Source organism: Polaromonas sp. CG_9.11, assembly GCF_015752225.1.
In the GTDB taxonomy this organism is placed as follows: Bacteria; Pseudomonadota; Gammaproteobacteria; order Burkholderiales; family Burkholderiaceae_C; genus Polaromonas.
This window is the reverse complement of record NZ_JADOVE010000013.1, coordinates 12,759-36,456: the sequence shown is the minus strand read 5'-3', so window position 1 is coordinate 36,456 and position 23,698 is coordinate 12,759. Positions and strand designations below refer to the sequence as shown.

Sequence of the window (23,698 nt, the reverse complement as noted above, 5' to 3'; positions counted from 1 at the left end):
GCAGCGCTGTGAGCGGGAAACCCGCTGAGCACGTATCATCACGTCCCTTTTTGCCCCGCCGGGATGGTATTCCGGCGGGGCTGAACGTTTTCCCGGGCGCTTCACGTGCTTTTTTCAGTGAAAGTTTCCCCTCTTGACCAGCGCTTCACTTTTTACCCGCTGCAAGGTGGTTTTCCTCGTCGCCACGCTGTGCTGCCTGCTCTGGGGCGGCGCCTGACCGGCCATCAAGAACGGCTATGCGCTGTTCAACATCGCGTCTGGCGACATTCCTTCCAAGCTGGTGTTTGCGGGCTGGCGCTGCTGCTGGTCGGACTGGCCGCCGGCGGCACGCTGAGCGGCTTCACCGTCAAGTCCACCGCCCTGCTGGCTTGCCTGGTGGTGCCGTCGTCAACCGTGTTTTCACTCTTATAGCTTTTAGGACTCTAGCGCACGGCTGACAAGCGCTACTAGCTATATTTTCAATAGCATCGCACCCAACCCTCGAACAACTGCGCTGACCTTCATGCGGGCTACAGCGCCACCAACCCGCGCAGCCGGCCCAGCGCGGCGGCGACCGTGTCGCCATGCAGGGCGATGGCGTCCAGGATTTCACCGGGCGTGCGGTTGTCTCGCTCTACCCTGGCGCGGGGATTCACGGCTTTCAAGTCAAAGGTTGTGGCGTCAATTGCATCGGCCTTGGCTTGCGCATCGCGCACGGCTTTGTCCGTCGCGCTCAACTGCTCGCGGCAGGCGGCCAGCCGGGCCTCATCAATGCCTTTTTTCAACCTGGCGATTTCTTCCTTGAGCGCTACCGCCTGATTTTTGAGCTTTTCCACTTCGGCCAGATGCGGTGCCATGTCTTCGCGGGCCTTGGCGCGGCGGGCGGAAAAATCCACGGTCCATGAAAAATCGCTGTCCGCGTCTACCGTGCCGCGCTGCGCCAGCAGGCGCGCCAGCGTCGGAAAAGGTTTGCCGGCGTTGCCATCCTGCGCAGGCCAGTCACCCACCAGCGTGCCTGGCAAGGCGGCATCGTCCAGCACTTCGAACTGCGGCCCCCAGCCGAACTGGCTGAGCGTCATCGGCGTTTTCTTGCCCACCTTGACATGCGACAGGTCGTAGTACCAGATGCGTTCGGTCTTTTTGCCCTTGGTCATGAACAGCAAGTTGGTCTTGACACCTGCGCCCGCCGTCGAAAACACGCCGCCCGGCAGGCTGACGATGCACCACAGATCGCACTCGTCGAGCAGCTTGCGCTTGGTTTCGACAAAGGCGCTTTCGTTGGTGCGAAACAGCAGACCCTCGTCCAGCACCACGGCGCAGCGCCCGCCCGGGTTGCCGTCCAGCGCCGGCTTCAGGTCGTCCAGGATGTGCTGCATGAACAGCACCTGGGTCGAGCTGGTCTCGAAGCTGTAGTTCTTCTGCGCCTCCTTGCCTTCCTTGCCGCCAAACGGCGGGTTGGTCAGGATCACATCGAAAGTGGCCGGCGCCTGCTCGAACAGCGCCTCGTAGGTCGGCGCGCCCGACAGCGTGTTGCCGTGCCACAGGTTGGGCTGGTCGATGCCGTGCAGCACCAGGTTGGCCAGCGCAATCGGGTACACCAGGTTTTCCTTTTCGCGGCCAAAAAAGGTGTCGTGCTTCAGGCGCTCCAGTTCCGTGCTCGATACCGCATCGCCCAACGCGTGCGCCATCTGCTCGTAGGCTTGCGCCAGAAAACCGCCCGTGCCGCAGCAGGGGTCGTACACGGTTTCGCCCGGCTGCGGATCGACGATGCGCACCATGGCGCGCACCACCTCGCGCGGCGTGAAGAACTGGCCGCCGTCGGAATTCTTCTCGCCCATCTTCAGCAGCAAATCCTCGTACACCTGCGACAAGGTGAAGAAATGCTGGTCGTCGATGTGGTCGGTGTGAATGTCGTTGACCTTGTCCAGGATGTCGCACAGGTTGGTTTCCGAATCCACCCGCACTCGCTCGACGGCCGACATGATGCGGCCAATCACCCGCTGCTTCGGGCTGGCGGCCGGGTTGAGCCGGCCGTCTGGCAGCACGTCAAGCCCATGCAGATAAGGCAGCAAGTCCTTGTTCAGGAAGGCGAACAGGTCGCCGACCTTCGCCTTGAGTTCATCGCGCTTCCAGCCCACCGGCCGGCCTTCGGGCGTCAGCGCGCCGCCCTCGGGCTGGAGCGGCGCGGCCCAGTCCTGCCAGCGGTAGGGCGCGCGCAAGGCCGGCGTGAACAGGTTGCCCTGGGCCTCGGCCGATTCGCGGGCGCGCTCCTCCTGCGCGTCGAGGATGCGCAGAAACAGAATCCAGGTCAGCTCCGGCACGTACTGCAGGGCGCTGGCGCAGTTGGAGCGCCGCATGATGTCGCAGATCGACTTGACGAAGCTCGACAGCGATTGCGTGGAGGCGATGGCTTTAGGGGGTTTTTTGGGCTTTTGTGACCACGGTTTTTACAGATTTTGGTGTGCTGGGTTTTGTCATTTTCAAGGGGTCGGGTTTTCATCATCATTGGCGTTCAAGCCCCAGAGCCATGGGCGCAATTCATCCATGACGAATTCCAGGGCTGGGGCTTGCAGCTTGTTCTTGCGCAGAAATGCCTTCCATTGCTGAACCTTGGCAAGGTCTTGTGCAAAAACATTCGACAAGCCCAAGGGCAGACTTTGAGGAAGAAGCGTTCCTCGCCGGGCAAAGGTTGCTGCGATGGCCTCATGCAATACCGCCTGATCGAAGGGAATGTGCCGGGCTAGGAACCAAAGGTCGAAATAGTCTTTCAGTCGGGTGTTGGCCATGCCAAGACTGGCCAGGGCGTGGTATTTTTCTGCCACCACGGTATAGACGGGATAGACACGCATCACGGGTGCGGTCATCTCCGCCAGCAACACCGGGTAGCGCATGCGCTGCGGCTCTGGCGTCACCGCGTCCCCATAGCCCACGTCTATCTGCACCGCGCAGCGGGCGCCATCCAATGCGCCGGTGAAGGACACACGGACACCTGCATAGTGGGCTTGGTTTCGGATTTGCGCCGCACGGACCGTCGCCGGGTCAAAGGTCATGCCGTCATCGCTGCTGAGCACGCAGATTTCGCGAAACACCGCCGCCACGTCATCCACCCCGGACGGCCCAAAACCGAGCAGGTCCATATCGCGGGTCGGGCGATGCGGCTGATCAAACCAAAGGTCGAACAACAAGGCGCCTTTGAGCAAAAAAGCGTCCCTCCATGGGGACACGCTCAGCCGGTAGAGCACGCGCTCCAGTGCGTATCGGGTCAGGATCAGGTTGTAATCCATGCCATCTTCCCGAGCGCGGTTGAGCAAACGCACGCGAACCGAAGCGCCCCTGTTTTTGGGCAGGCTCATGGCCTGGCCCCGAGCGCCTGCATGTAAGGCCGCATTACATTGGCGACCCGGCAAATCTGAGCATGGCGCCACAGCTCGTCCATGCTGACGCGGCCCTGCGTCCAGGCTTCGTGCAGCGCCTCCAGCGCCACATCCAGTCCGATCTTGTTGCGAAACTTGAAGCAGTCGGCCACGGTTTTGGCCACCCCAAACACCCGCACAGGCATGCCCGCCACGTCCACCGTTTCAATGCCCTCCAGCATGGCCTGGCCAGACATGCGCACCACCCGCAGCGGCGGATAAGCCAGCCTGGGAGGATGGGTCTTGTGGGGAATGGCCAGCCAGACGTCGGCGGACTGCTGGGTCGTCAACTCATGCAAACGCAATGCGGAGATCAGGCACACCACGCCTTGCCCGCTCTTGGCCGCGACTTCCGCCAAGGCACCATGTTCTGAAATCGGCCGGTCCGGCAGGGCGTAGAGTCCGCGCCCGAGTCTGGAAAGATGGCCCTTGCGCACCAGTTGCGCCAGCGACACGCGCGACTCGCCCGCAGCGCTGACATCACGCGTGCGAAGCACGCCCTTGCTGCGCGCCAGGGCCAGGATGGGATGTTCCGAAGGAAGGGCCATGACGTGAAGTTTATACAAAATTGCAGCATAAATTTATAAATGCCGAACTTTTGTAAAGATGCAATCGGGTGGGCCGGATGACTGTTCAAGCGCCTGCGCGAAAAAACAGCCGCTGGTCCCAGATGACTTTTTGACTTGGCGCGACCCGCAGCCGGCTGGCGTCGGGATGCAGCAGATTGATGAGCGCATTGCATTCCAGCCGGGCCACGACCGACGGCAGCACCAGCACGGCGCTGCGCGCCTCCTGCAGCCACTGGTCGCCAAAACGCCGGGCCGGCGAAAGGTCGTCGCCGTCCCAGCCGGCGGGCAACGACAGCGCATCCTGGCGCTCGATGCCCACGCCGTCGGGCACTTCGGCCACCGCACAGGCCTGCGTCGTCGGAATGCGGCCAATGTTGGCATGCACCAGAATTTCGAGCATGGCACAGGCGTAGCTGAGTGATGCATAGATGACGGGGCGACCAGGGCTGTTCCAGCGCCCGCCGACCAGGGCGGCCCCGGTGCCGTCCCAGAGCGGGTGCCGGCTGTCGGCGATGCGGTAAAGCTGCATCGGGCGTATCAAGCGGCCAGGCCGTAATAAAGCTTCCAGAGCAGTTCTTCCACCCGCCGCGCGCCCAGTTCGGTCATGGACACGTCAAGCGGCGTGCGGCCCTGCAGCATGGGATGCGGCGCGCTCAGGAAAGCTCGGGCGTCGTCTTCGGAGTTCCACACGTAGTCGGCTGTGGCGAAAACGCGCGCCAGCCGTTCAGCCCGCCCGGACTCGTCGGCCGTGAGCGTGCCGCGCCGGCGCTTGTAGGTGGCTTCGGGAACGATACGGTAGAGCAGTTTTTTGCGGTCTTCACCGGCAAGCAGCACCCGGTCCACGCTGGCTTTCAGCGCGTCCTTGGGCAGGCCGTGGGCAATGCGGTCATCGAGTTCGGCGAACGAATGCGGCAGCGGCAGCAGCGCCATGACGGCGGCGATTTTCTCGGGGGTTACCAGCACCATGGCGGCCTTTCGGGTATCAATTGATACCTTGATTATAGGTCGAATGATGCTGAATCTACCACTGCTTGCGTTGCAAGCGCAGGGCTGAACCTGACGAAAAGACCAGATCACCCCATTCGCAGCGGGTTTTGGCTTTGTTGTCAGGCAGCCGGCCCAGCCCGGCGGCCAGCATGTCGCGCAGTGATGCCGTTAATAGCAAACGGCATTCAAAAATGATCAACGCTGCGCAAAAACTACGGTCCCAGCGGTACGGTCTGTATTCGTCACAGCAATCAGGAACTGACGCTTGCCGCTGGACAGCAGGCTACTGACGCCTATGCCTTTTCCGGTCAAACCCGGCAGAGTACAAGGTGCGGAGCCAAAAGTAATCGAGACATCCAGCACATTTTTGCCGGAAGCCCGTGGCGTGGAGGTTCCGGTGAACGAACAACCTGAAACCGCCGTACCGGAAATGGCACCCGCCGAGCTGATTGAAAAGCTCAACCCTTCACCGGCCAGCGAGGTTCCAGACCAGTTTCCTGAAACGCTGGCAAGCGTTGCAGCGGTGTCATAGGTGTAATTTGCCGTGGCTGGCGCCGTACCGGTGAAGCTGGCCGAGCCGCCTGCATTTGAAACGCTGCCCGTGATGCTGACCTTCGGGCTGTAGGAAGCCGAAAGCGTTCCGGTATCGACTTGTCCGTTGTTCACATACTCTTTGACGTTCGAGGCTGAAAAACTGTTGTTGTTGGACGCGCCTTTGCCCTCGACCAAGCTCGTGACCCTGAACACGCCTTGCGTATCCGTGTTGCCTATCAAGGAGTAAAACTGGTCGTTTTCCAGCATCAGCAACTGAAATTGCTTGCCGGTGGAAACCGTGCCTTGGTAATAGCCTTCGGCTGCAGCCAACGGTACGGGGGCGGCAGGGATGCTTGCCGCCGGGCTGTCGCTTCCGCCGCCACAAGCTGTTAACAAAGACGCAACTGCCAAGACAAAGGCGGTAAGGGGCGAGTAATTCATTATTTCCTTTTTTACTGTGATGTTCTGCGTAACAAGCGCAACAAATATCCCAAAATGGAATATTCCGAATCGGAATTTAGCATGAATAAATGCTTTATCAAGCCCGCTACATTGCCTTGCGCCAGGAATTGGTTCAGGCGCGGGTGCGGGCAGGAATTACCCAGCTCCAACTGGCGCAGTCGCTTCACAAGGTTCAGTCTTTCGTGTCCAAGGTTGAAACCGGCGAGCGTTACCTGGATGTGCTTGACTTTCTTGCCTGGTGCGAGGCCGTCGAAGCCAGTGCCGAAGACGTGCTCCGGAAAATAAAAATGGTCACGCCCTGAACAGGAACCCTGCGGCTGAATTGACTTTTTTCTTGGTTCGTTGGCAGCGCTGCATGGTTTCAGGAAAACCGCCGGTATTAGACGCTTTTACAGGAAGGACAGCCGTTCTAAACGGATGCGAGCAAAAATTTACAGGTTTTAGAGCGATTGCGCAGGTAAGGCATGCATGCATAGCTCTGTTTTTTATAGCAGTCTTGGCAGCGTTCCAGAGGAAATCAGCCATGTTTCCTGCATCCTTTGCAGTACGATCAACCTTCGCTTCATCCCGGTTGACCCACCCAAAGGAATTCATGTTGGCCACTTCGTCACTTTCCTCCTTGTCGCTCTCGCGCCGCGTGCTGTGCGCCACCGCCACAGCCGCCCTTTTGCTGTGCCACGGCGCGGGTGCGCTGGCCGCAACGCCGAAAGACACGCTGGTGATCGCCTTCGGGTTTGACGACATCATCACCATGGACCCGGCCGAGGCCTTCGAGCTGTCGGCGGGCGAAGTGATGGGCAACACCTATGACCGACTGGTGCGGCTCGATGTGAACGACCCGTCGAAGCTGATCGGCGACGTGGCGAAATCGTGGACGGTGTCGCCGGATGGCAAGACCTACACCTTCGAGCTGAAACCCGGGCTAAAGTTTGCATCAGGCAACGCGCTGACGGCAGACGAAGTGGCTTGGTCGCTGCACCGGGCGGTGAGCCTGGACAAGTCGCCCGCCTTCATCCTGACGCAGTTCGGCTTCACCAAGGACAACGCCCGGGACAAGATCAAGGCCACCGGCCCCTTGAGCCTGACGCTGGAAACCGACAAGGCGTATGCGCCGACCTTCGTGCTCAACTGCCTGACCGCCAACATCGGCGCCATCGTGGACAAGAAACTGCTGATGTCCAAGGAGCAAAACGGCGACTGGGGCTACGGCTGGCTGAAAACCAACTACGCCGGTTCCGGCCCGATGAAGCTGCGCGAATGGCGGGCCAACGAAATCGTCGCGCTGGAGCGCAACGACAACTACTACGGCCCCAAGCCGCCGCTGGCCCGCATCATCTACCGCCACGTGAAGGAAGCGGCCACCCAGCGCCTGCTGCTGGAAAAAGGCGACATCGACATTGCCCGCAACCTGAGCCCGCAGGATATCGCGGCCCTCTCGACCAACAAGGACATCAAGCTGACCTCGGCGACCAAGGGCACGGTGTACTACATCAGCCTGAACCAGAAAAACGCCAACCTGGCCAAACCCGAGGTGCGGGAAGCCCTGAAATGGCTGGTTGATTATTCGGCCATCGGTGACACGCTGATCAAGAACATCGGCGTGGTGCACCAGAACTTCCTGCCCATCGGCCTGCTGGGCGCGAGCAAGGACAACCCGTACAGGCTGGACGTGGCCAAGGCCAAGGCGCTGCTGGCCAAGGCCGGCCTGCCCAACGGCTTCAAGGTGACGATCGACATGCGCACCATCCAGCCGGTGCAGGGCATCACCGAAGCTTTTCAACAAACCGCCAAGCAGGCCGGCATCGACATCGAGATCATTCCCGGCGACGGCAAGCAGGTGCTGACCAAGTACCGAGGCCGCACCCACGACATGTACATCGGCCAATGGGGTTCGGACTACTGGGACCCGCATTCGAATGCCGACACCTTCACCCGCAACCCCGACAATGCCGACGAGGCCAAGGCCAAGCCGCTGTCCTGGCGCAATGCCTGGGCGATTCCGGAATTGACCAAAAAGTCGGATGCCGCCGTGCTGGAGCGCGATTCGGCCAAGCGCCGTGCGATGTACGAAGAGCTGCAGGCCGAGTTCCGCAAGACCAGCCCGTTCATCATGCTGTACCAGCAGACCGAAGTCGCCGCCTACCGCAGCAATGTCGATGGCCTGAAGCTGGGCCCGACCTTTGACACCAACTACATGTTCAAGGTAGCCAAGCGCTGACCCGGCGACTTGCAGTTTTGGCAGTTCCTGATCCCCTCGCCCTGAGCCCGGCGCCGCTGTCTGCGGCCCGGTCCTCCCGCCCATCAAACCACGTCCGCCGCCTGAACGCCCTCGGGCGTTTTCTGGTGGTGATTCTGCTCACCTACCTGGGCCTGCTGGCCGTCACCTTTTTCATCGGCCGGGTGATTCCGGTCGATCCGGTGCTGGCGATGGTCGGCGACAACGCGCCGCCGCATGTGGTGGCCCGGGTGCGCGAGGAAATGGGGCTGAACAAGCCGCTGTACACGCAGTTTTATATCTACCTGCGCAAGGTGCTGAGCGGCGATTTTGGCGTCTCGGTGCTGACCGCCAACCCGGTGATGCAGGACATTCGCCGTGCCTTTCCGGCGACGATGGAACTGGCCAGCCTGGGCATTTTGTTCGGCGCGGGCCTGGGCGTGCCGCTGGGCGTGTGGGCGGCGGTGCGGCGCGGCCAACTGGTCGACCAGGTGGTGCGCGTCATCGGGCTGGTGGGGTATTCGGTGCCGATCTTCTGGCTCGGGCTGATGGCGCTGGTGCTGTTTTACGCCAGGCTGGACTGGGTCAGCGGGCCGGGTCGCATTGACGTGGCGTATGAATTCACGCTGGTGCCGGTCACCGGTTTTCTGCTAATCGACACCGCGATGGCGGGCGAATGGGACGCCTTTGGCAATGCGCTGTCGCACTTGATCTTGCCGGCGTCGCTGCTGGGCTACTTTTCGCTCGCCTACATCAGCCGCATGACGCGCTCCTTCATGCTCAACGAGCTGGCGCAGGAGTACGTGGTGGCGGCGCGCGCCAAGGGCCTGTCCGAAGCCCGCATCATCTGGCGCCACGCGCTGCGCAATGCGATGGTGCCGCTGGTCACGGTGATTGCGCTGTCGTATGCCGGGCTGTTAGAGGGCTCGGTGCTGACCGAAACCGTGTTTGCCTGGCCGGGCCTGGGGCTGTACATCACCAATTCGCTGCAGAACGCCGACATGAACGCGGTGCTGGGCGGGACGATTGTGGTGGGCTCGATCTTCATCGGCCTGAACCTGCTGTCGGACCTGCTCTACACCCTGCTGGACCCGAGGACGCGCACGCGATGAACGAGACGACGACTTCACTGCCCGAAGCACCGGCCAACGACGCGGTCGCATCTCTGCCTCAGCAGGGGCCGCGGGACTGGCTTCGCCAGACCGCAGGCGCAGCGGCCCCCCCGGGGGGCAGAGAGCCACACGCAGTGGGCGAACGTGGGGGTCTTGTTCAGTGGCTGATGTCGGACCGGCCTTCATCCAGAAGGCAGGCGGCGCTGGGCCGGGCCTACGGCGGCTGCCGCACGTTTGCGCGCAACCGGCTGGCGATGGTCGGGCTGGTGATCGTGGTGGCCTTGGTCTTGGTGGCGATTTTTGCCGACCTGCTGGCGCCCTACTCGGCCTACATCGGCGATTTGCGCACCACGCGGTTGCTGCCGCCGTCATGGGCGCACTGGATGGGCACTGACGACCAGGGCCGGGACATCTTGTCGCGGCTGATTCACGGCTCGCGCATCACGCTGTTCGTGGTGGTGCTGGTCGCCGTGCTGGCCGCGCCGCTCGGGCTGCTGGTGGGCACGGTGGCGGGGTATGCCGGCGGGCTGGTCGATGCCGCCTTGATGCGCATCACCGACATTTTTCTGGCGTTTCCGCGACTGATTCTGGCGCTGGCGTTTGTCGCCGCGCTTGGCCCCGGCATCGAAAACGCGGTGATTGCGATTGCCATCACCTCCTGGCCGCCCTATGCGCGCATGGCGCGGGCCGAGACACTGACGATCCGCCAGACCGACTACATTGCCGCCGTGCAGCTGCTGGGCGCGTCGCCGTGGCGCATCGTGCTGCGCCACATCATGCCGCTGTGTCTGTCGTCGGTGATCGTTCGCGTCACGCTGGACATGGCGGGCATCATTTTGACCGCCGCCGGTCTGGGTTTTCTGGGCCTGGGCGCGCAGCCGCCGATGCCCGAATGGGGCGCGATGATTGCCAACGGCCGGCTCTATGTGCTGGACCAGTGGTGGGTAGCGGCGGCGCCCGGCGCGGCGATTTTTGTCGTCAGCCTGGCCTTTAACCTGCTGGGCGACGGCTTGCGCGATGCGCTGGACCCGAAGGCGGCCAAATGAGCACACCGCCGCTTCTGGTCGTCGAGGATTTGCGCGTGGCGTTTCCCAGCCGCGATGGCGGCATGGTCGAAGCCGTGCGCGGCGTGTCGTTCACGCTGGGCCGCGAGCGACTCGGCATTGTGGGCGAATCGGGTTCGGGCAAGTCGCAGACTGGACGCGCCATTCTGGGCCTGACCGCACCCGAAGGCCTCGTCAAGGCCCGGCGGCTGGAGTTCAGCGGCGTCGATCTGCTCAGCTGCCCGCCCAAGCAGCGCCGGGCCTTGCGCGGCGGGCGCATCGCCATGGTGCTGCAGGACCCGAAGTTCTCGCTGAATCCGGTGATGACCATCGGCGCGCAGATTGTGGAAACGCTGCAGGCGCATACCCGCATCTCCAGCCGCGAAGCCAAAAAGCGCGCACTGGCAGCGCTTGAATCGGTGCGCATCGACAACCCCGAACGGGTTTATAAGCTCTATCCGCACGAAGTCTCGGGCGGCATGGGCCAGCGCGCCATGATTGCGATGATGCTGATTGCCGAACCGGACATTTTGATTGCCGACGAGCCAACGTCGGCGCTCGATGTCACGGTGCAGTTGCAGGTCCTGTCCATCCTCGATGCGCTGGTGACCGAGCGCGGCATGGGCCTGATTCTGGTGTCGCACGATTTGCGGCTGGTGTCGTCGTTTTGCGACCGCATTTTGGTGATGTACGCCGGCCGGGTGGTGGAGGAACTGGCGGCGGGCGGACTCGCCCATGCGCAGCACCCGTACACGCGCGGGCTGATGGCGTGTCTGCCGCAGCTTGGCGCCTCCACGCACCCGCTGGCGACGCTGGACCGCCGGCCGGAGTGGGCGCTGTGAGCACGCACACGGCCCTGGGCCTGGACGTTGGCCACCTGCGCGTCAGTTTTGACGGCTTCGTCGCTGTGGCCGACACGTCGTTTCGCGTCGCGCCGGGTGAAAGCTTCGGCATCGTCGGCGAATCGGGCTCGGGCAAATCAACCGTGTTGCGCGCCATCTGCGGCCTGGTGCCGAAAGAGTCGGGCACGGTGCAACTGACCGGCGACGGCGCAAGCCATGCGCCCGGCAGCAAGGCTTTTCGCCGCCGGGTGCAGATGGTGTTCCAGGACCCCTACGGTTCGCTGCACCCGCGCCAGACAGTGGACCGGCTGCTGGCCGAGCCGCTGGCAATTCACGGCATGCTGGACGCCGAAACCCGCATCGAGCGCGCGCTCGATGAAGTCGGACTCGGCCAGGGTTTCCGCTTTCGCTACCCGCACCAGCTGTCGGGCGGGCAGCGCCAGCGCATCGCGATTGCCCGGGCGCTGATCCTGGAGCCGCAAATTTTGCTGCTGGACGAACCCACCTCGGCGCTCGATGCCTCGGTGCAGGCCGAGGTGCTGAACCTGCTCGAAGACCTGCGCCAGCGTCGCAACCTGACCTTCGTCATGGTCAGCCACGACCTGGCGGTGGTGACGCATTTGTGCGAGCGGCTGATGGTGATGCAGCGCGGCCAGACGGTGGAAGTTGTGGCGTCCAGCGACCTCGCCGCCCACCGCGTGACCGAGCCTTACACGCTGAGCCTGATGCAGGCGTCGTCGGGCTTTCAGCGCGCGTCCGGGACGGTCTGATCCGGCAGCGCTTGCCCACAAGAGCGGCATCAAATGCTCCTGATTAAATAGCGGGTTGTGCATACTCAGCAAGCGCTACAGGCATTATTTGCTTGAATTTTTAACCCAGGCGCTGGTTCTTGCAGGCCTGAAGCCCCGACTTGGCACAACGCTCTTGGCTGGGCTGAAAAACGGAAGGCCTGCCGCCATGCGCGACAGGCCTTCACGCTGTTCCGCAGCGAAGCACTGGCAGGCGGCCAGGGCGCCGCCGCTTTTTTCTTTACAGGCGCCGGCCCAGCAGCAGGCCCACCACCACGCCCACGCCCGCCGCCACGCCGATGGCGGTCCAGGGCGACTCGTGCACATAGTGGTCGGCGGCATGGGCGGCCTCGCGGGTCCGGGCGAGCAGCGCCTCTTCGGCATCGATCAGGCGGAACTTGGCTTCGCGCAGGCGGTTTTCGATGCGGCTGCGCAGCCTGGCCATCTTTTCTCCCGCCTGGTCTGCCGTGGCCGACAAGGTTTCTTCGGCGTCGGCTATTTCCGAGCGGATGGCCGAAACCAGTCTTTCCTGTGTCTGAACCAGGGTGGGGCTGTCGTTGGTCATGAATGAATCTTTCAAAAAAATTGACTGAACCCTCAAAAGATAGCAGATTCACCGCGTTTTACTGGCGATTCGGCGCAGATTTCCATGCAGCAGACCCTGGGTTGCGCCTGTGCTGAAAAGAAAATGAAGCCGCGTCGGGGCGGTGCCCGCCCCGACGCGTGCGCAAAAAGCCGCAGGTGAGGAATAATCCAGACGCCCATCGACTTGCTGCCGCCCTTCCCGAACTCTTTTTTTTACCTCTATTTACGCATCCACCATGTCCGTCTGTCCTCAGCCTCTGCGCGTCTTCACGCCTGCATCGACCCGACGCGGCGGTCGGTCTTGACCGCCGCGCGCCTGAGCGGACGCGACATGGCGGCCGCGCTGGTCGTGGTGCTGATCTGGGGGGTGAATTTTGTCGCGATGAAATTCGCCCTGCGCGACTTCACGCCGTTCCAGTTGGGCGTTGCCCGGTTCACCTTTGCCTTGCTGCCGCTGGCGCTGTTCATCCGGCCGCCGCAGGTGCCGTGGAAATGGGTGGTGCTGTACGGGTTGTTCCAGGGGGTCGGGCAGTTCGGCATCTTGTTCATCGCGCTGAAGATCGGCATGACGGCGGCGCTGGCGTCGGTGCTGCTGCAGACGCAGGTGTTCTTTACCGCGCTGTTTGGTTTTGTCCTGCTGCAGGAGCGCGCCAGCCGGCCGCTGCAGGCCGGCATGGTGCTGGCGGCGCTGGGCCTGGCCTGCTTTGGCTACAACTATGCCAGTCCCGGCGCGGCCAGCGGCACCACGGTCGCCGGCTTTGCGCTGACGCTGTGCGCCGCCGCCATGTGGGCAGCATCCAACATCGTGGCGCGGCAGTTGCAGAAAGTCTCCAGCCACTACTCGCCGATCGCTTTTGTCGTCTGGAGCGGCGGCGTGGCTATCCTGCCCTTCATGGCGCTGTCCTGGGCTTTCGACGACCCGGCCGTGCGCTGGCAGTGGCTCGAAGCGGGCTGGACCAGCTGGCTGTCCATCGCCTACCTGGGCTGGGTGGCCACGGTGGTGGGCTACAGCCTGTGGACCGGGCTGCTCAAGCGCCACCCGGCCAACCGTGTCTCGCCTTTCGGCCTGGGCGTTCCGGTGGTCGGCCTGGCCGCCGGCATGGGGGTGCTGGGCGAGTCGGTCACGCCCTGGCAGTGGGCCGGCATTGCGCTGCTGGTGGCGGCACTGGCCTGCGTGATGCTCGGCGGGCTGGTCAGGCGGCGCTGAGGCGTCGGTTCAGCGCCTGAATGTTGCAGACACGCTTTTGCGGCGTCGTCCGACAACCACGAAACATCCGCCTGCCTAAGCTGAACGTCTTATGCAAAATGACTCACCCACCTCCACCAAAATTCCGACGCTCAGGCAAGTGAAGGAATTCGACCAAAACCGGTCCAGTTTTCCCGGCGAACACTGGCTGGTGCTTGGCGCCGGTGTCGCCGTGCTGATGGCGTCCCGCCGCAGCCGGTCGTTTTTGATGCGCACGGCGGGTTCGACGCTGGGCAGTGCGCTGCTCTACCGCGCGGCCAGCGGCCGGGACGGACTGGGCAAAGTGCTTCGTTTCCTGCCTGGCGGCTTTTTGACCGGCAGACGTTGACACCGCCAACGGCTTGTCTGCCTGCATGCCCCGCGGCCTGGCCACGACAGACATCCAGCGGTCAACGCATCACAAGGGACGGCGGCGGGCGAAACGAACCACGGTGACGCCGGGTTTTGCCTGGCGCACCGAAGGCATGACCAGGACGCAATCGTCGTAAGGCGTCGTCACTGGTTCGGACCCATTCCAGCCCAACACCGTGCCTGCCTTGGCAATGCATTCAAGTCCCTGGAAAGATTCGGTGAAACGAAAGTCCGCGCTGCGGGCCACCACCGGGCCGGTCACTTCCAGCACCCACTGGCGTTCGCAATCGCCCTGCAGCCAACCCGGCAAAAGCTGCTGCAATGCGTCGCTTGGCAGCGTTCCGGCTGCTTGCAGGAAACGCACACACATGTCCTGGGCGACCTTGCGGCTGGACACATCGCCATGAAAGCCGCATTCCAGCAACAGTGACCGGGTTTGTGCATCGCCGCCTTCAGGATTCAGCGTTCCGAAACGCCCGAAGTCCCGCATCCGTACGCCGTCCTTGTGGCCGGCATCGACCACGACATATTCCGGCGTGCGCAGACATCTGGCAAGTTCGAGGTTGCGGGCCTGCATGCCGGCCAGCAGCAACGGGGCGGCGCGCTCGTGCATGGAGTGCAGGTCGAGCAGCCAGTCGGCGCGCGCAACCAACGGGCGCAGCGCGGCGGCACGGCGGCGCTCTGCCGTGCTGCCGCTCTCGATGCGGTCGGTCTCCCATTGACGGTTCAGGTCTTCCTCGACAAAGCGCGAGGCGTCGTGGTCGGCCGGGTCAAACCGGTCAAACGCAGCCAGATTGCAAAATGCCAGCGTCAGCTTGCCCTGTTGCGGTCGCACACCGGCTTCCAGCAAGCCCTTGAGCGCCCAGGCCCCGCACAGTTCGTTGCCGTGAACCAGAGCCGTGATCAGCACATCACGCCCAGCCAAACCTGAGTCGAATTGCCAGACGCCCTCGACGCCGGTGTTGCCGGCGCGCCAGTCAGCGATGTCGGGTTTGGGCAGATGAAACTGCAAAGTAGAGGCGGTCATTCCTTGATCTTCGCGAAGTCGACAATGCGCTGGTATTTTGCGGTTTCCTGCTTCAGGAAAGCGGGCATGTCCACATTGAGCGGCGAGACGGTCGAGCCCGAGTCTTCAAGTTTCTTGCGCAGCGCCAGGGTCTGCAGGGACTCGTTCAGGGCGGTTTTGAGTTTGGCAACCACGGGTGCTGGCATGCGCGCCGGACCCATCAGCGCAAACCAGATGTTGATGTCGATGCCCTTGAGCTTGGGCGTTTCGGCCAGCGCCGGGATATCGGTCGTCATCGGCGAACGTTTGGCTTCGGTGGTGCCAAGCGCGACCACCTTGCCGCTGCGAATATGCGGCAACCCGCTGGACAGCACAAACACGCCGAAGTCGATGTTGTTGCCCAGCAGGTCGTTGGCCAGGGGCGCCACGCCGCGGTACGGGATGTGCGTCATGAACAGGCCGCCCTGGTCTTTCACCATCTCGCCGGCCAGATGCAGGGCGGTGCCGACGCCGGAACTGCCATAGCTGTACTTGCCCGGATTCTGGGCGACCTGGCGCATGAACTGCTCCACGGTTTTCACGCCTGAGCTTTGCGACGCCACCAGCACCATCGGCTGGGTGGCGATCAGGCCGATGGGGGTGAAGTCCTTGATGTCGTACTTGACGGCGCTCGACACCAGGCGGGAGATGGCAATCTCGTTGCTCGCGCCGACCAGCAGCGTGTAGCCATCGGCGGCGGCGTTGGCCACCTTCTGGGCGCCGATGGCGCCACCAGCGCCACCCACGTTTTCGATGATCACCGGAACGCCGAGTTTTTTGGACAACTCCAAGCCCAGCACACGCCCGGTCAGGTCGGTGCTGCCACCGGCCGGGTAAGCCACCACGATCGTGATGGGTTTGCTGGGGTAAGGGTCAGGCTGGGCGAGCACGCTGGCGCCCGCCAGCAGGGCCAGCGCGCCGAACAATGCGGGACGGCCGGGAAAAGCTAAAGAGAAGCTAAAGGGGAATAAAAGGGATTTCAAGGGATTTCTTTCCAAAGTGGCAAACGCGGGGGTTACTCGGTGATCCTGGCAAAGTCGACGATTTTTTTGTACTTCGCCATTTCGGTGTTCAGGAACCTGTCCATGTCCACGCCGGGCGGGGCGATGGTGGAACTGGCGTCTTCGAGTTTTTTGCGCAGCTCGGGCGATTGAAGGGAGTCGCCCAGGGCTTTCTTGAGCCGGGCTGCCACTGGCGCGGGCAGGTGGGCCGGTCCCATCAGGACATACCAGGTGCCTATATCAATGCCCTTGAGCTGGGGCGTTTCGGCCAGCGCGGGAATCTCCTGCGTCACCGCTGAACGCTTGCGTTCGGTCGTGCCCAGCGCCACCAGCTTGCCACTGCGAATAAAAGGCAGCGCACTGGACAGCACATACACACCAAAATCGATGTTGCCGCCCAGCAAGTCATTGGTCAGCGGCGCCACGCCGCGGTAGGGGATGTGGGTCATGAACAGGCCCGCCTGGTCCTTCACCATTTCACCGGCCAGGTGCAGCGAGCTGCCGACACCCGATGAGCCATAGCTGAACTTGCCCGGGTTTTGCTTGACCAGACTCAAGAACTGGCCGACGTTTTTGACGCCGGATTTCTGCGAAGCCACCAGCACCAGTGGCTGCGAGGCAATCAGGCCCAGCGGTGTGAAATCCTTGATGTCGTACTTCACGGAAGCTGAAACCAGCCGGTTGATCGCGACTTCGTTGTTGGCGCCGACCAGCAGCGTGTAGCCATCCGGCGCGGCGTTGGCCACTTTCTGGGCGCCGATGGCGCCCGCAGCACCACCGATGTTTTCGATCACCACCGGCACCCCGAGTTTTTTGGACAGTTCAATCGCCAGGGTTCGACCGGTCAAATCGGTGCTGCCGCCGGGCGGATAGGCCACCACGAGCGTGACCGGCTTGTTGGGGTAGGCGTCGACCTGCGCGGCCGCAGGGCCCGGCATCAGCAGCGCAATGCTGCCCAGCAGCGCCGTGCAACGAAAAATAGTCAAAAAAGCCATGGCAAATCCTGGGTGAAATGAGTCCGCCCATTGTCCGGACTGTCGCGCGCTGCCTGGTGCCACTAAAGCACAGAACGGTGCTTTTTCGGAAAAGACTTTCCAACGGGCTCAGCGGGATTCGAGCGAATTCCAGATGCTTTCAGCCAGTGGGCTGAGCGGCCGCTTGGCGCGGCAGATACGCACTTCAAATGCAATCTCCAGCCGCTTGTCACCCACCGCCACCAGCTGCCCGGCCTTGACCGCGCCGACCGCCATGGACCACGGCAGCCAGGCCACGCCAAGACCCTTGAGGACGTATTCGATCAGTGCGTCGGCTGAATCGCTTTCCACAACGCGGCGCAGGGCAGGCGCATGCGGGTTGTTGGCCAGGTGGTCCTGCACCAGGCGGCCCAGGGCCAGCGTTCCGGCATACGCCAGATAGGGCGCCGGACTGCCGTGTCCGAAGCGGTGCAAGCCCTGCCCATGCGCATCGGCGCGCGTCAGCGGCACCAGCCGGTCCTGCCCCAGAGACAAATAGGCATATTGCCGGGCATTGAGCCGCAGGGCCAGCAGCGGATGGTGGTAGGTCAGCATGAAGTCGGCATCGCCGCGTTCCAGCAACTGCGCCGTATCCGCCAGGGAGCGTGTCAGGATGCGGAACTCGCCGCCCGCCTGTTCCAGCATCGGCTGCAGCTTGACGAGCCAGTCGGCGACCAGCGTGCGCGCCAGCGTGCGGCCGGTGGCCAGTGTCACCGTGTGGTCCTGCCGTCCTGCCGCGCTCAGCAACTCCTCCCGGGCATAGCCCAGGCTGCGCAACATCTGCTGGGCGTTGTCCAACAGGCTGACGCCGGACGAGGTGAACGTGACCGGGCTGCTGCCGCGCTCGATCAGTGGTGCGCCAGCCCAGGCTTCAAGCGCCTTGATGCGCCGGCCAAAGGCCGGATGCGTGACACTGCGCAGCTCCGCCGCACGGCTGAAATTGCGGGTTTGCGCCAGTGCGGCCAGGTCTTCCAGCCACTTGAGTTGCATGACAGCCAAGGCCTGGGAATCCACGCCGGCGTTCAGCCGCGGGCGGCCTTCAAGACATCGCGCGTCTTCAGCGCTTCGCGCCGCGCAGCCTGGGCAAAGTCGTCGCCAGCCGAGGCATACAGGATGGCCCGCGACGAGTTGACGATGATGGGCGCGTCCGGGCGCCAGCCGGCCTTGACGGTGGCCACGGCATCGCCGCCCTGCGCGCCCACGCCGGGGATCAGCAGCGGCAGCACAGGCGCCATGGCGCGCACTTTTTCAATTTCCGCCGGATAGGTCGCGCCGACCACCAGCCCGAGCTGGCCGTTGAGGTTCCACGGGCCTTGCGCCAGCCGGGCGATGTGTTCGTAGAGCAGCGGCTGGCCTTCGACCGACGCCAGGCGCTGGCTTTGCAGGTCGTCGCCGCCGGGGTTGGAGGTGCGGCAGAGCAGGAAGGCGCCCTTGCCGGGGTACTTCAGGTAGGGCGCGACCGAGTCAAAGCCCATGAAGGGCGACAGCGTGACCGCGTCGGCGCCGTAGCGCTCGAAGGCTTCAATCGCGTATTGCTCGGCGGTGCTGCCGATGTCGCCGCGCTTGGCGTCCAAGATGATGGGCACCTGCGGCGCGCTGCGGCGCATGTGCGCCATCAGGCGCTCCAGCTGGTCTTCGGCGCGGTGGGCGGCAAAGTAGGCGATCTGCGGCTTGAAGGCGATCACCAGGTCGGCGGTCGCATCGACGATGGCGGCGCAAAAATCGTAAATCCGGCCGGCATCGCCCTGGAGTTTTCCGGGAAACCGCGCCGGATCGGGGTCCAGCCCGACGCACAGCATGGACTGGTTCTGGCGTTCTGCGGCGCCGAGCATGTCAAGAAAGGTCATGCCCTTATTGTAAGAAGCGCACGCTCAGCCTGCGCGCGCCGCCAGGCCCATGGCCAGGCACAGGTCGTCCCAGGCCTTGGCCTTGTCCTGCGGGCAGCGCAGCAGGTAGGGCGCGTCATGCGTCACCACGGCGCTACGGCCGTGCAGCGCATGCGGCTGGCCGCGCAACTTGCCGAAGGGCTCGCTGGATGCCAGCAGCGCCTGCGCCGCCAGCCGGCCCATGACCAGCACCATATCGGGCCGCGCCTGTTCAACCAGCGCGCCCAGCGCGGCCAGGAATTCGTCCATGGCCCCGGCGATGGTCTGGCGCACCAGCGGCGCGAACAGCACGGCGCCGGCGTCCTGGTGCAGCCGGGCGGCGCGCAGCATGTTGTCCAACAGCCGGCCGGCATCGCCCTCGAAAGCCGGGGCATCCAGCGCGGCCGGCGGCGCTTGCGCCAGCACCAGCCAGCGCGCGCCACCGACCCGCGCGGTGTCGGCATACAGCCGCTGCGCCGGGCCCAGGCGCCAGCCGGGCTGGACGCTGCCGTCGGAGATGTGGACGGACGGCGCCGGCGACGGCGTGGGCGGCGCAGCGCGGACAGGCCGGGGCGCCGCCGCATCCTGCCGGGCGGCTGGCGCCAGAGGTGCAGCAGCCGCCAAGGCACTGTCCACCTGAAAATTTTGACCAGAACCGGCCTTTGCGCTTACCGGGAATGCATTAGCTGCTATGACTTCGATAGCAGGCGGCATTTCAACCACCGGCGCCAGGGGTTGCCAGATGCGCACGCCCATTTCCTGCAGCATGGCGCGCTGGCGCGTGTCGAGGTTCAGGCGCATGGGGGACGGCTTTTCATCAGGCTTCACAACTTCAGGCTCATGACGATGGCGTCCTCGCCCCGGGGCGATGCCGCGCTGGCCGGGTAGTAACTGCGACGCGTGCCGACATGGCGAAAGCCATGGCTTTCGTACACCGCCCGGGCGCGCGCATTGCTGACGCGCGCCTCCAGCCACAGCCACTGCGCGCCCTGCCCGCGCGACCAGACGCCGAGCGCATCGAGCATCACCCGCGCCCAGCCCTGGCGCTGGCAGGCGGGCGCCACCGTGATGTTGAGCAGATGCACCTCGTCCACGCCCTTCATGGCGACAAAATAACCCAGCAGTTCGGGCTTGTCCGCCGGGCCGGCGGCCAGCAGCTGCGCCTGGTAGCCGGCCTGCAGCGAATCGAGGAAATTGCGCTCGCTCCACGGATGCGGATACGCGCTGTGCTCGGTCCGAAGCACCGCCGGCAGCCAGGCGTGGGTCATGGTTTCGAAGCGGGCTTCGAGCAGCTGGAAGGGTTGAAGGGCGGCGTTCATGCGCAGGGCCTGTCAGCTTTGCAGTGGCATCACCGGAGCCGCTGGAATCAGCGACGCGGCCAGGGCAGCGGCCTTGGCCCGGGCGCGCTCGTCGGTGGTCTGGGCGACCTTGTCGCGCACATACAGCGGCAGCGCCTGCGCAGCATCAATGCATTGCCCGGCGGCGGCCAGCGCGGGCGCCAGGCGCAGCAGCGCGGTGGCGGTCGGAAAGGCCTCGATGCAGTCCAGCGCGGCCAGGCCTGCGGGCAGCCGGCCGGCATACACGGCGAACACATTGCCGGCCAGCAGCTGCGGCGCCGCGCCAGGCACCAGGTTTTCGGGCCGGATCAGCTCGCAGCCCATCAGGGACGCGCAGGAGCCGCGCCTGAATTCATAGCTCTGCACATACATCTCGTCCATGCGGGCATCGAGCAGCGCGGTGATGGTCAAGGGCGCGTCACTGTCGGCCATGGCCCCGTAGCGCTGAAAGCGCGCCTCCTCGGCAACGGCCATCAGCGTGTCGATGGGCAGCACCGGGATGCCCGCGCCGTGGTTGGCGCCGAAGGCCAGCCCCTGCGCCACCGCGCAGGCGGTGCGCAGCCCGGTGAACGAGCCCGGTCCCCGGCCAAAGGCAATCGCATCCAGCGCGCCCAGCGTCATGCCGGACTCGCTCAGCAGCGCCAGGATCGCCGGGATCAGGGTGGTGGAGGCTTGCGCCCCGCCCGGGCCGCTGCGCGGCCAGACGCGCGTGCCGTCGGTCACGGCAATCGACAGGCGGTCGGTGCTGGTGTCAAACGCGAGGAATTTAAGAGGTTTAGGCATTGAATCGGGCTCTAGCCCATTAGAGTCGGGCACTGTCAGCTATTAATTTGATAGTTTTTAGCGGCATGAGACCAGGTGGCGCACGCAGCAACCCCAGTCGTGGTGCCGCGATTATCCGGCCTGGCTGCTTGCGCTACCGGGCGGCCCATAATGACACTGTGCTTTTTTCGCGGCGCTTTCAGCGCCATCATCCTTCAGCCCGCAGCCCCTGGCTCCCCCCTGGCAGGCTCAATACGCGCTACCGCAGTGGCACGCACAAGCCAATCGCTGCGCAAGAAAAAGACCCCCATGAAAATTATTGGCTACATTGCAGTCCTGCTCGTGACATTGGCCGTTTTGCTGCTGGGTGCGGGACAGCTTGGGTTTTTGGCGGGCCAAGCGCCGGGTGATCTTGGTGTGCGCCAACACAGGCTCAAGCCGCCGTCGCTCACGCCCAATAGCGTTTCAAGCCAGACAGCGCTTTACCCTGACAACCCGCAGCGCGTTGATGCCGAGGTGGCGCCACTGAGTTACACCGGCGACGCAAAGGCCGCAATGGCACGGCTTGCAGGCATCGTCAGCAACATGCCGCGCACCACCGTGGTCACCCGTGAGCCGGCTTACCTCTACGCGCAGTGCAAGACCCAATGGCTGGGGTTTACCGACGATCTGGAGTTCTTGCTCGACGAGCCGGCAGGCGTGATCCAGGTGCGCTCGGCGAGCCGGTTGGGCAAGAGCGACATGGGCGTGAACCGCAAGCGCGTTGAAGCGCTGCGCCAACAGTTCGAGCAGGGTGGCGCGTAAAGGGGTTTAAAGGGGTTTAAAGGGGTTTAAAGGGGCTTAAAGGGGCTTAAAGGCGCATCAAGGCGCCGCGTCTTCCTGTCGTCGTGCGCTTTAAGCGCGCCCGCTGAAGGGCTCGGTGCAAACTGAAACCCCTGGGACGGTTCACGGGCGCCCGAATTAAACACCCTTATTTTTACGCTCAAGACGTAACGCGGCAGGACAGCGCGAGAATTGCGGATGCTTTTTCCTTTCCTGTCCCACAGTGCGACTCCTCACACCCGCGCCCACCCCGGCTGCAACGTTCGCCTGACCCAAGGCCTGTTGGCCGGGCTGGTAGCACTGATCAGCTTGAATGCCGGTGCCCAAGCCCTGCCGCCCGAGGTCGAGGCCCTGCTGGCGCGCGCCAAGGTGCCGCGCGAAGCCTTCGCCGCCGTGGTCGTCGATGCCGCGCCGGCCCTGAACGGCCGGGCCGCGCCGCTGCTCAGCCACCGCGCCGGCAGCGCCATGAACCCGGCGTCGGTCATGAAGCTGGTCACGACCTATGCCGGGCTGGAACTGCTCGGCCCCGCCTACACCTGGGCCACGCCGGTCTACACCGACGGCCCGGTGATTGATGGCGTGCTGAACGGCAACCTGATCATCCAGGGCCGGGGCGACCCCAAGCTGGTGATGGAGCGGCTCTGGCTGCTGCTGCGCCGGGTGCAGGGCCTGGGCATCCAGCGCATCAGCGGCGACATCGTGCTTGACCGCAGCGCCTTTGCCGCGTCCACGCAAAACCCCGGCGACTTCGACGGCGAGGCGCTGCGCCCCTACAACGTCCAGCCCGATGCGCTGCTGGTGAACTACAAGTCGGTGGTGATGTCCTTCGCGCCAAGTCCGGGCAGCGGCAGCGCCAGCATCAGCTACGACCCGCCGCTGGCCGGCGTGCGGATGCAGGCCAGCGTGCCGTTGTCGGCGGGAAGCAACGGCCGCGCCGCCCTGGGCGACTGCGGCGACTACCGGGCGCAGCTCCAGCCCGACCTGACCGACCCGCTGCGCATGGCGTTTGCCGGCAGCTATCCGGCCGCCTGCGGCGAAAAGGTCTGGGCCATCGCCTACCCCGACCCGGCCGGCTATGCCGCGCGGGCGATTGCCGGGCTGTGGCAGGAAATGGGCGGCCGGCTGGACGGCCGGGTGCGCGAGGGCGCCGCGCCGCCCCGCCTGGCGCCGGCGTTCGAGATGCTCTCGCCGTCCCTGGCCGAGGTGATCCGCGACATCAACAAGTTCAGCAACAACGTGATGGCGCAGCAGCTGTTCCTCACGCTCAGCCTGCAGCGCCCCGGCGGCGCGAGCAACGAGGCGTCGCGCGAGGCAGTACGCGGCTGGTGGCTGGCGCGCTTTGGCAGGGCGGACGGCGGGGAGGATGGGCCGGTGCTGGACAACGGCTCGGGCCTGTCCCGGCTGGAGCGTGTCACGCCGCAGGGTTTGGCGCGCATGCTGCAGACCGCCTATGTGTCGGGCGCCATGCCTGAGCTGATGGCGTCGCTGCCCATCACCGGCGTTGATGGCACGCTCAAACGCAGCAAGTCGCTGGTGTCGCAAGGCTGGGCGCACCTGAAATCGGGCACGCTGCGCGACGCCACCGCGCTGGCCGGCTATGTTCACACGACCAGCGGCCGGCGCCTGGTGGTGGTCGGCATCGTCAACCACCCGAACGCCCCGGCGGCGCGGCCGGCGCTCGAAGCGCTGGTCGACTGGGCGGTGAAGGAAGGCAGCCGGTGAACGCC

General features: G+C 64.3%; 26 protein-coding genes and 1 pseudogene. 11 read left to right on the top strand and 16 right to left on the bottom strand.

The features are described 5' to 3' along the window. Nucleotides 1-133 precede the first annotated feature (133 nt). Nucleotides 134-298 (top strand): annotated as a pseudogene (locus IWX85_RS20475) (EamA/RhaT family transporter); the annotation flags it as partial. 211 nt (nt 299-509) lie between these two features. Here IWX85_RS20475 and IWX85_RS12005 read toward each other — a convergent pair. The 6 genes from IWX85_RS12005 to IWX85_RS11980 form a co-directional block, all read right to left on the bottom strand. After that, entirely contained in the window at nt 510-2,369 is a 1,860-nt protein-coding gene (locus IWX85_RS12005) for an N-6 DNA methylase (protein WP_255529446.1), read from the bottom strand. Nucleotides 2,370-2,459: 90 nt separating this feature from the next. Continuing rightward, the gene (locus IWX85_RS12000; protein WP_196869881.1) at nt 2,460-3,332 is read right to left on the bottom strand and encodes a nucleotidyl transferase AbiEii/AbiGii toxin family protein; all 873 of its coding nucleotides are present in this window, start codon (nt 3,330-3,332) and stop codon (nt 2,460-2,462) included. Continuing rightward, nucleotides 3,329-3,940, bottom strand: a complete 612-nt coding sequence (locus IWX85_RS11995) for a type IV toxin-antitoxin system AbiEi family antitoxin domain-containing protein (RefSeq protein ID WP_196869880.1) — start codon at nt 3,938-3,940, stop codon at nt 3,329-3,331. Before IWX85_RS11995 ends, IWX85_RS12000 begins: the two co-directional genes overlap by 4 nt. 85 nt (nt 3,941-4,025) lie before the next feature. After that, nucleotides 4,026-4,490, bottom strand: a complete 465-nt coding sequence (locus tag IWX85_RS11990; protein ID WP_196869879.1) for an RES family NAD+ phosphorylase — start codon at nt 4,488-4,490, stop codon at nt 4,026-4,028. An 8-nt stretch (nt 4,491-4,498) separates the two neighbouring features. Beyond that, the gene (locus IWX85_RS11985) at nt 4,499-4,927 is read right to left on the bottom strand and encodes an antitoxin Xre/MbcA/ParS toxin-binding domain-containing protein (RefSeq protein WP_196869878.1); all 429 of its coding nucleotides are present in this window, start codon (nt 4,925-4,927) and stop codon (nt 4,499-4,501) included. 216 nt (nt 4,928-5,143) lie between these two features. Further along, nucleotides 5,144-5,923 carry a hypothetical protein gene (locus IWX85_RS11980; RefSeq protein WP_196869877.1) on the bottom strand — a complete coding sequence of 260 codons (780 nt, stop codon included), beginning with the start codon at nt 5,921-5,923 and terminating at the stop codon, nt 5,144-5,146. An 89-nt stretch (nt 5,924-6,012) separates the two neighbouring features. Here IWX85_RS11980 and IWX85_RS11975 point away from each other — a divergent pair, with 89 nt between their 5' ends. Further along, a complete protein-coding gene (locus IWX85_RS11975; protein WP_196869876.1) occupies nt 6,013-6,246 on the top strand; it encodes a helix-turn-helix transcriptional regulator in 234 nt (77 codons plus the stop codon). Here the strand turns inward: IWX85_RS11975 and IWX85_RS11970 are convergent. Next, nucleotides 6,236-6,547, bottom strand: coding sequence for a hypothetical protein (locus IWX85_RS11970; protein WP_196869946.1), 312 nt, complete (start codon nt 6,545-6,547; stop codon nt 6,236-6,238). The genes IWX85_RS11975 and IWX85_RS11970 overlap by 11 nt on opposite strands. On the opposite strand from IWX85_RS11970, the gene IWX85_RS11965 reads away from it, so the two are divergent. The 5 genes from IWX85_RS11965 (at nt 6,537) to IWX85_RS11945 (ending at nt 11,926) form a co-directional block, all read left to right on the top strand. Then, a complete protein-coding gene (locus IWX85_RS11965) occupies nt 6,537-8,162 on the top strand; it encodes an ABC transporter substrate-binding protein (RefSeq protein WP_231379715.1) in 1,626 nt (541 codons plus the stop codon). The two genes, IWX85_RS11970 and IWX85_RS11965, sit on opposite strands and share 11 nt — an antisense overlap. A 17-nt stretch (nt 8,163-8,179) precedes the next feature. Then, on the top strand, nt 8,180-9,271 hold the full coding sequence (locus IWX85_RS11960) for an ABC transporter permease (protein ID WP_370584270.1): 1,092 nt from the start codon (nt 8,180-8,182) through the stop codon (nt 9,269-9,271). A gap of 167 nt (nt 9,272-9,438) precedes the next feature. Continuing rightward, entirely contained in the window at nt 9,439-10,317 is an 879-nt protein-coding gene (locus IWX85_RS11955) for an ABC transporter permease (protein ID WP_051984207.1), read from the top strand. After that, nucleotides 10,314-11,156, top strand: a complete 843-nt coding sequence (locus tag IWX85_RS11950; protein ID WP_196869873.1) for an ABC transporter ATP-binding protein — start codon at nt 10,314-10,316, stop codon at nt 11,154-11,156. Before IWX85_RS11955 ends, IWX85_RS11950 begins: the two co-directional genes overlap by 4 nt. Beyond that, a complete protein-coding gene (locus IWX85_RS11945) occupies nt 11,153-11,926 on the top strand; it encodes an ABC transporter ATP-binding protein (protein ID WP_196869872.1) in 774 nt (257 codons plus the stop codon). The genes IWX85_RS11950 and IWX85_RS11945 overlap by 4 nt, the downstream gene beginning before the upstream one ends. A 259-nt stretch (nt 11,927-12,185) precedes the next feature. On the opposite strand, the gene IWX85_RS11940 is transcribed toward IWX85_RS11945, so the two are convergent. Then, nucleotides 12,186-12,509 carry a YqjD family protein gene (locus tag IWX85_RS11940; protein ID WP_036808179.1) on the bottom strand — a complete coding sequence of 108 codons (324 nt, stop codon included), beginning with the start codon at nt 12,507-12,509 and terminating at the stop codon, nt 12,186-12,188. A gap of 351 nt (nt 12,510-12,860) precedes the next feature. Here IWX85_RS11940 and IWX85_RS11935 point away from each other — a divergent pair, with 351 nt between their 5' ends. Next, nucleotides 12,861-13,736, top strand: a complete 876-nt coding sequence (locus tag IWX85_RS11935) for an EamA family transporter (RefSeq protein ID WP_051984497.1) — start codon at nt 12,861-12,863, stop codon at nt 13,734-13,736. A gap of 91 nt (nt 13,737-13,827) precedes the next feature. Continuing rightward, on the top strand, nt 13,828-14,103 hold the full coding sequence (locus IWX85_RS11930) for a hypothetical protein (RefSeq protein WP_036808173.1): 276 nt from the start codon (nt 13,828-13,830) through the stop codon (nt 14,101-14,103). Nucleotides 14,104-14,172: 69 nt separating this feature from the next. Here the strand turns inward: IWX85_RS11930 and IWX85_RS11925 are convergent, their stop codons facing one another. The 8 genes from IWX85_RS11925 to tsaB form a co-directional block, all read right to left on the bottom strand. Continuing rightward, nucleotides 14,173-15,153, bottom strand: coding sequence for a succinylglutamate desuccinylase/aspartoacylase family protein (locus IWX85_RS11925; RefSeq protein WP_196869871.1), 981 nt, complete (start codon nt 15,151-15,153; stop codon nt 14,173-14,175). After that, a complete protein-coding gene (locus IWX85_RS11920) occupies nt 15,150-16,154 on the bottom strand; it encodes a Bug family tripartite tricarboxylate transporter substrate binding protein (RefSeq protein WP_370584269.1) in 1,005 nt (334 codons plus the stop codon). The genes IWX85_RS11925 and IWX85_RS11920 overlap by 4 nt, the downstream gene beginning before the upstream one ends. 32 nt (nt 16,155-16,186) lie before the next feature. Further along, nucleotides 16,187-17,167 carry a tripartite tricarboxylate transporter substrate binding protein gene (locus IWX85_RS11915; protein ID WP_196869870.1) on the bottom strand — a complete coding sequence of 327 codons (981 nt, stop codon included), beginning with the start codon at nt 17,165-17,167 and terminating at the stop codon, nt 16,187-16,189. A 108-nt stretch (nt 17,168-17,275) separates the two neighbouring features. Next, nucleotides 17,276-18,175, bottom strand: coding sequence for a LysR family transcriptional regulator (locus IWX85_RS11910; protein ID WP_036808161.1), 900 nt, complete (start codon nt 18,173-18,175; stop codon nt 17,276-17,278). 32 nt (nt 18,176-18,207) lie between these two features. After that, nucleotides 18,208-19,032 carry an orotidine-5'-phosphate decarboxylase gene (gene pyrF, locus IWX85_RS11905; RefSeq protein ID WP_196869869.1) on the bottom strand — a complete coding sequence of 275 codons (825 nt, stop codon included), beginning with the start codon at nt 19,030-19,032 and terminating at the stop codon, nt 18,208-18,210. A gap of 24 nt (nt 19,033-19,056) precedes the next feature. Further along, the gene (locus IWX85_RS11900; RefSeq protein WP_196869868.1) at nt 19,057-19,851 is read right to left on the bottom strand and encodes a uracil-DNA glycosylase family protein; all 795 of its coding nucleotides are present in this window, start codon (nt 19,849-19,851) and stop codon (nt 19,057-19,059) included. A gap of 23 nt (nt 19,852-19,874) precedes the next feature. After that, nucleotides 19,875-20,369 carry a ribosomal protein S18-alanine N-acetyltransferase gene (gene rimI / locus IWX85_RS11895; RefSeq protein ID WP_036808152.1) on the bottom strand — a complete coding sequence of 165 codons (495 nt, stop codon included), beginning with the start codon at nt 20,367-20,369 and terminating at the stop codon, nt 19,875-19,877. A 12-nt stretch (nt 20,370-20,381) separates the two neighbouring features. Beyond that, complete coding sequence (tsaB, locus tag IWX85_RS11890) at nt 20,382-21,170, bottom strand: tRNA (adenosine(37)-N6)-threonylcarbamoyltransferase complex dimerization subunit type 1 TsaB (protein ID WP_036808149.1); 789 nt, start codon at nt 21,168-21,170, stop codon at nt 20,382-20,384. A gap of 288 nt (nt 21,171-21,458) precedes the next feature. On the opposite strand from tsaB, the gene IWX85_RS11885 reads away from it, so the two are divergent. Both IWX85_RS11885 and dacB read left to right on the top strand, forming a co-directional pair. Beyond that, nucleotides 21,459-21,953 carry a DUF1499 domain-containing protein gene (locus IWX85_RS11885; RefSeq protein ID WP_196869867.1) on the top strand — a complete coding sequence of 165 codons (495 nt, stop codon included), beginning with the start codon at nt 21,459-21,461 and terminating at the stop codon, nt 21,951-21,953. 216 nt (nt 21,954-22,169) lie between these two features. Further along, the gene (gene dacB / locus IWX85_RS11880) at nt 22,170-23,693 is read left to right on the top strand and encodes a D-alanyl-D-alanine carboxypeptidase/D-alanyl-D-alanine-endopeptidase (protein WP_196869866.1); all 1,524 of its coding nucleotides are present in this window, start codon (nt 22,170-22,172) and stop codon (nt 23,691-23,693) included. Nucleotides 23,694-23,698 lie beyond the last annotated feature (5 nt).

Excerpts from the sequence above, each read along its gene's own strand:
- IWX85_RS12000 (WP_196869881.1), bottom strand. The coding sequence starts at position 3,332 with ATGAGCCTGCCCAAAAACAGGGGCGCTTCGGTTCGCGTGCGTTTGCTC.
- IWX85_RS11995 (WP_196869880.1), bottom strand. The coding sequence starts at position 3,940 with ATGGCCCTTCCTTCGGAACATCCCATCCTGGCCCTGGCGCGCAGCAAG.
- IWX85_RS11990 (WP_196869879.1), bottom strand. The coding sequence starts at position 4,490 with ATGCAGCTTTACCGCATCGCCGACAGCCGGCACCCGCTCTGGGACGGC.
- IWX85_RS11985 (WP_196869878.1), bottom strand. The coding sequence starts at position 4,927 with ATGGTGCTGGTAACCCCCGAGAAAATCGCCGCCGTCATGGCGCTGCTG.
- IWX85_RS11980 (WP_196869877.1), bottom strand. The coding sequence starts at position 5,923 with ATGAATTACTCGCCCCTTACCGCCTTTGTCTTGGCAGTTGCGTCTTTG.
- IWX85_RS11975 (WP_196869876.1), top strand. The coding sequence starts at position 6,013 with ATGCTTTATCAAGCCCGCTACATTGCCTTGCGCCAGGAATTGGTTCAG.
- IWX85_RS11965 (WP_231379715.1), top strand. The coding sequence starts at position 6,537 with ATGTTGGCCACTTCGTCACTTTCCTCCTTGTCGCTCTCGCGCCGCGTG.
- IWX85_RS11955 (WP_051984207.1), top strand. The coding sequence starts at position 9,439 with ATGTCGGACCGGCCTTCATCCAGAAGGCAGGCGGCGCTGGGCCGGGCC.
- IWX85_RS11950 (WP_196869873.1), top strand. The coding sequence starts at position 10,314 with ATGAGCACACCGCCGCTTCTGGTCGTCGAGGATTTGCGCGTGGCGTTT.
- IWX85_RS11940 (WP_036808179.1), bottom strand. The coding sequence starts at position 12,509 with ATGACCAACGACAGCCCCACCCTGGTTCAGACACAGGAAAGACTGGTT.
- IWX85_RS11935 (WP_051984497.1), top strand. The coding sequence starts at position 12,861 with ATGGCGGCCGCGCTGGTCGTGGTGCTGATCTGGGGGGTGAATTTTGTC.
- IWX85_RS11930 (WP_036808173.1), top strand. The coding sequence starts at position 13,828 with ATGCAAAATGACTCACCCACCTCCACCAAAATTCCGACGCTCAGGCAA.
- IWX85_RS11925 (WP_196869871.1), bottom strand. The coding sequence starts at position 15,153 with ATGACCGCCTCTACTTTGCAGTTTCATCTGCCCAAACCCGACATCGCT.
- IWX85_RS11915 (WP_196869870.1), bottom strand. The coding sequence starts at position 17,167 with ATGGCTTTTTTGACTATTTTTCGTTGCACGGCGCTGCTGGGCAGCATT.
- IWX85_RS11910 (WP_036808161.1), bottom strand. The coding sequence starts at position 18,175 with ATGCAACTCAAGTGGCTGGAAGACCTGGCCGCACTGGCGCAAACCCGC.
- pyrF (WP_196869869.1), bottom strand. The coding sequence starts at position 19,032 with ATGACCTTTCTTGACATGCTCGGCGCCGCAGAACGCCAGAACCAGTCC.
- IWX85_RS11900 (WP_196869868.1), bottom strand. The coding sequence starts at position 19,851 with ATGCGCCTGAACCTCGACACGCGCCAGCGCGCCATGCTGCAGGAAATG.
- rimI (WP_036808152.1), bottom strand. The coding sequence starts at position 20,369 with ATGAACGCCGCCCTTCAACCCTTCCAGCTGCTCGAAGCCCGCTTCGAA.
- tsaB (WP_036808149.1), bottom strand. The coding sequence starts at position 21,170 with ATGCCTAAACCTCTTAAATTCCTCGCGTTTGACACCAGCACCGACCGC.
- IWX85_RS11885 (WP_196869867.1), top strand. The coding sequence starts at position 21,459 with ATGAAAATTATTGGCTACATTGCAGTCCTGCTCGTGACATTGGCCGTT.
- dacB (WP_196869866.1), top strand. The coding sequence starts at position 22,170 with ATGCTTTTTCCTTTCCTGTCCCACAGTGCGACTCCTCACACCCGCGCC.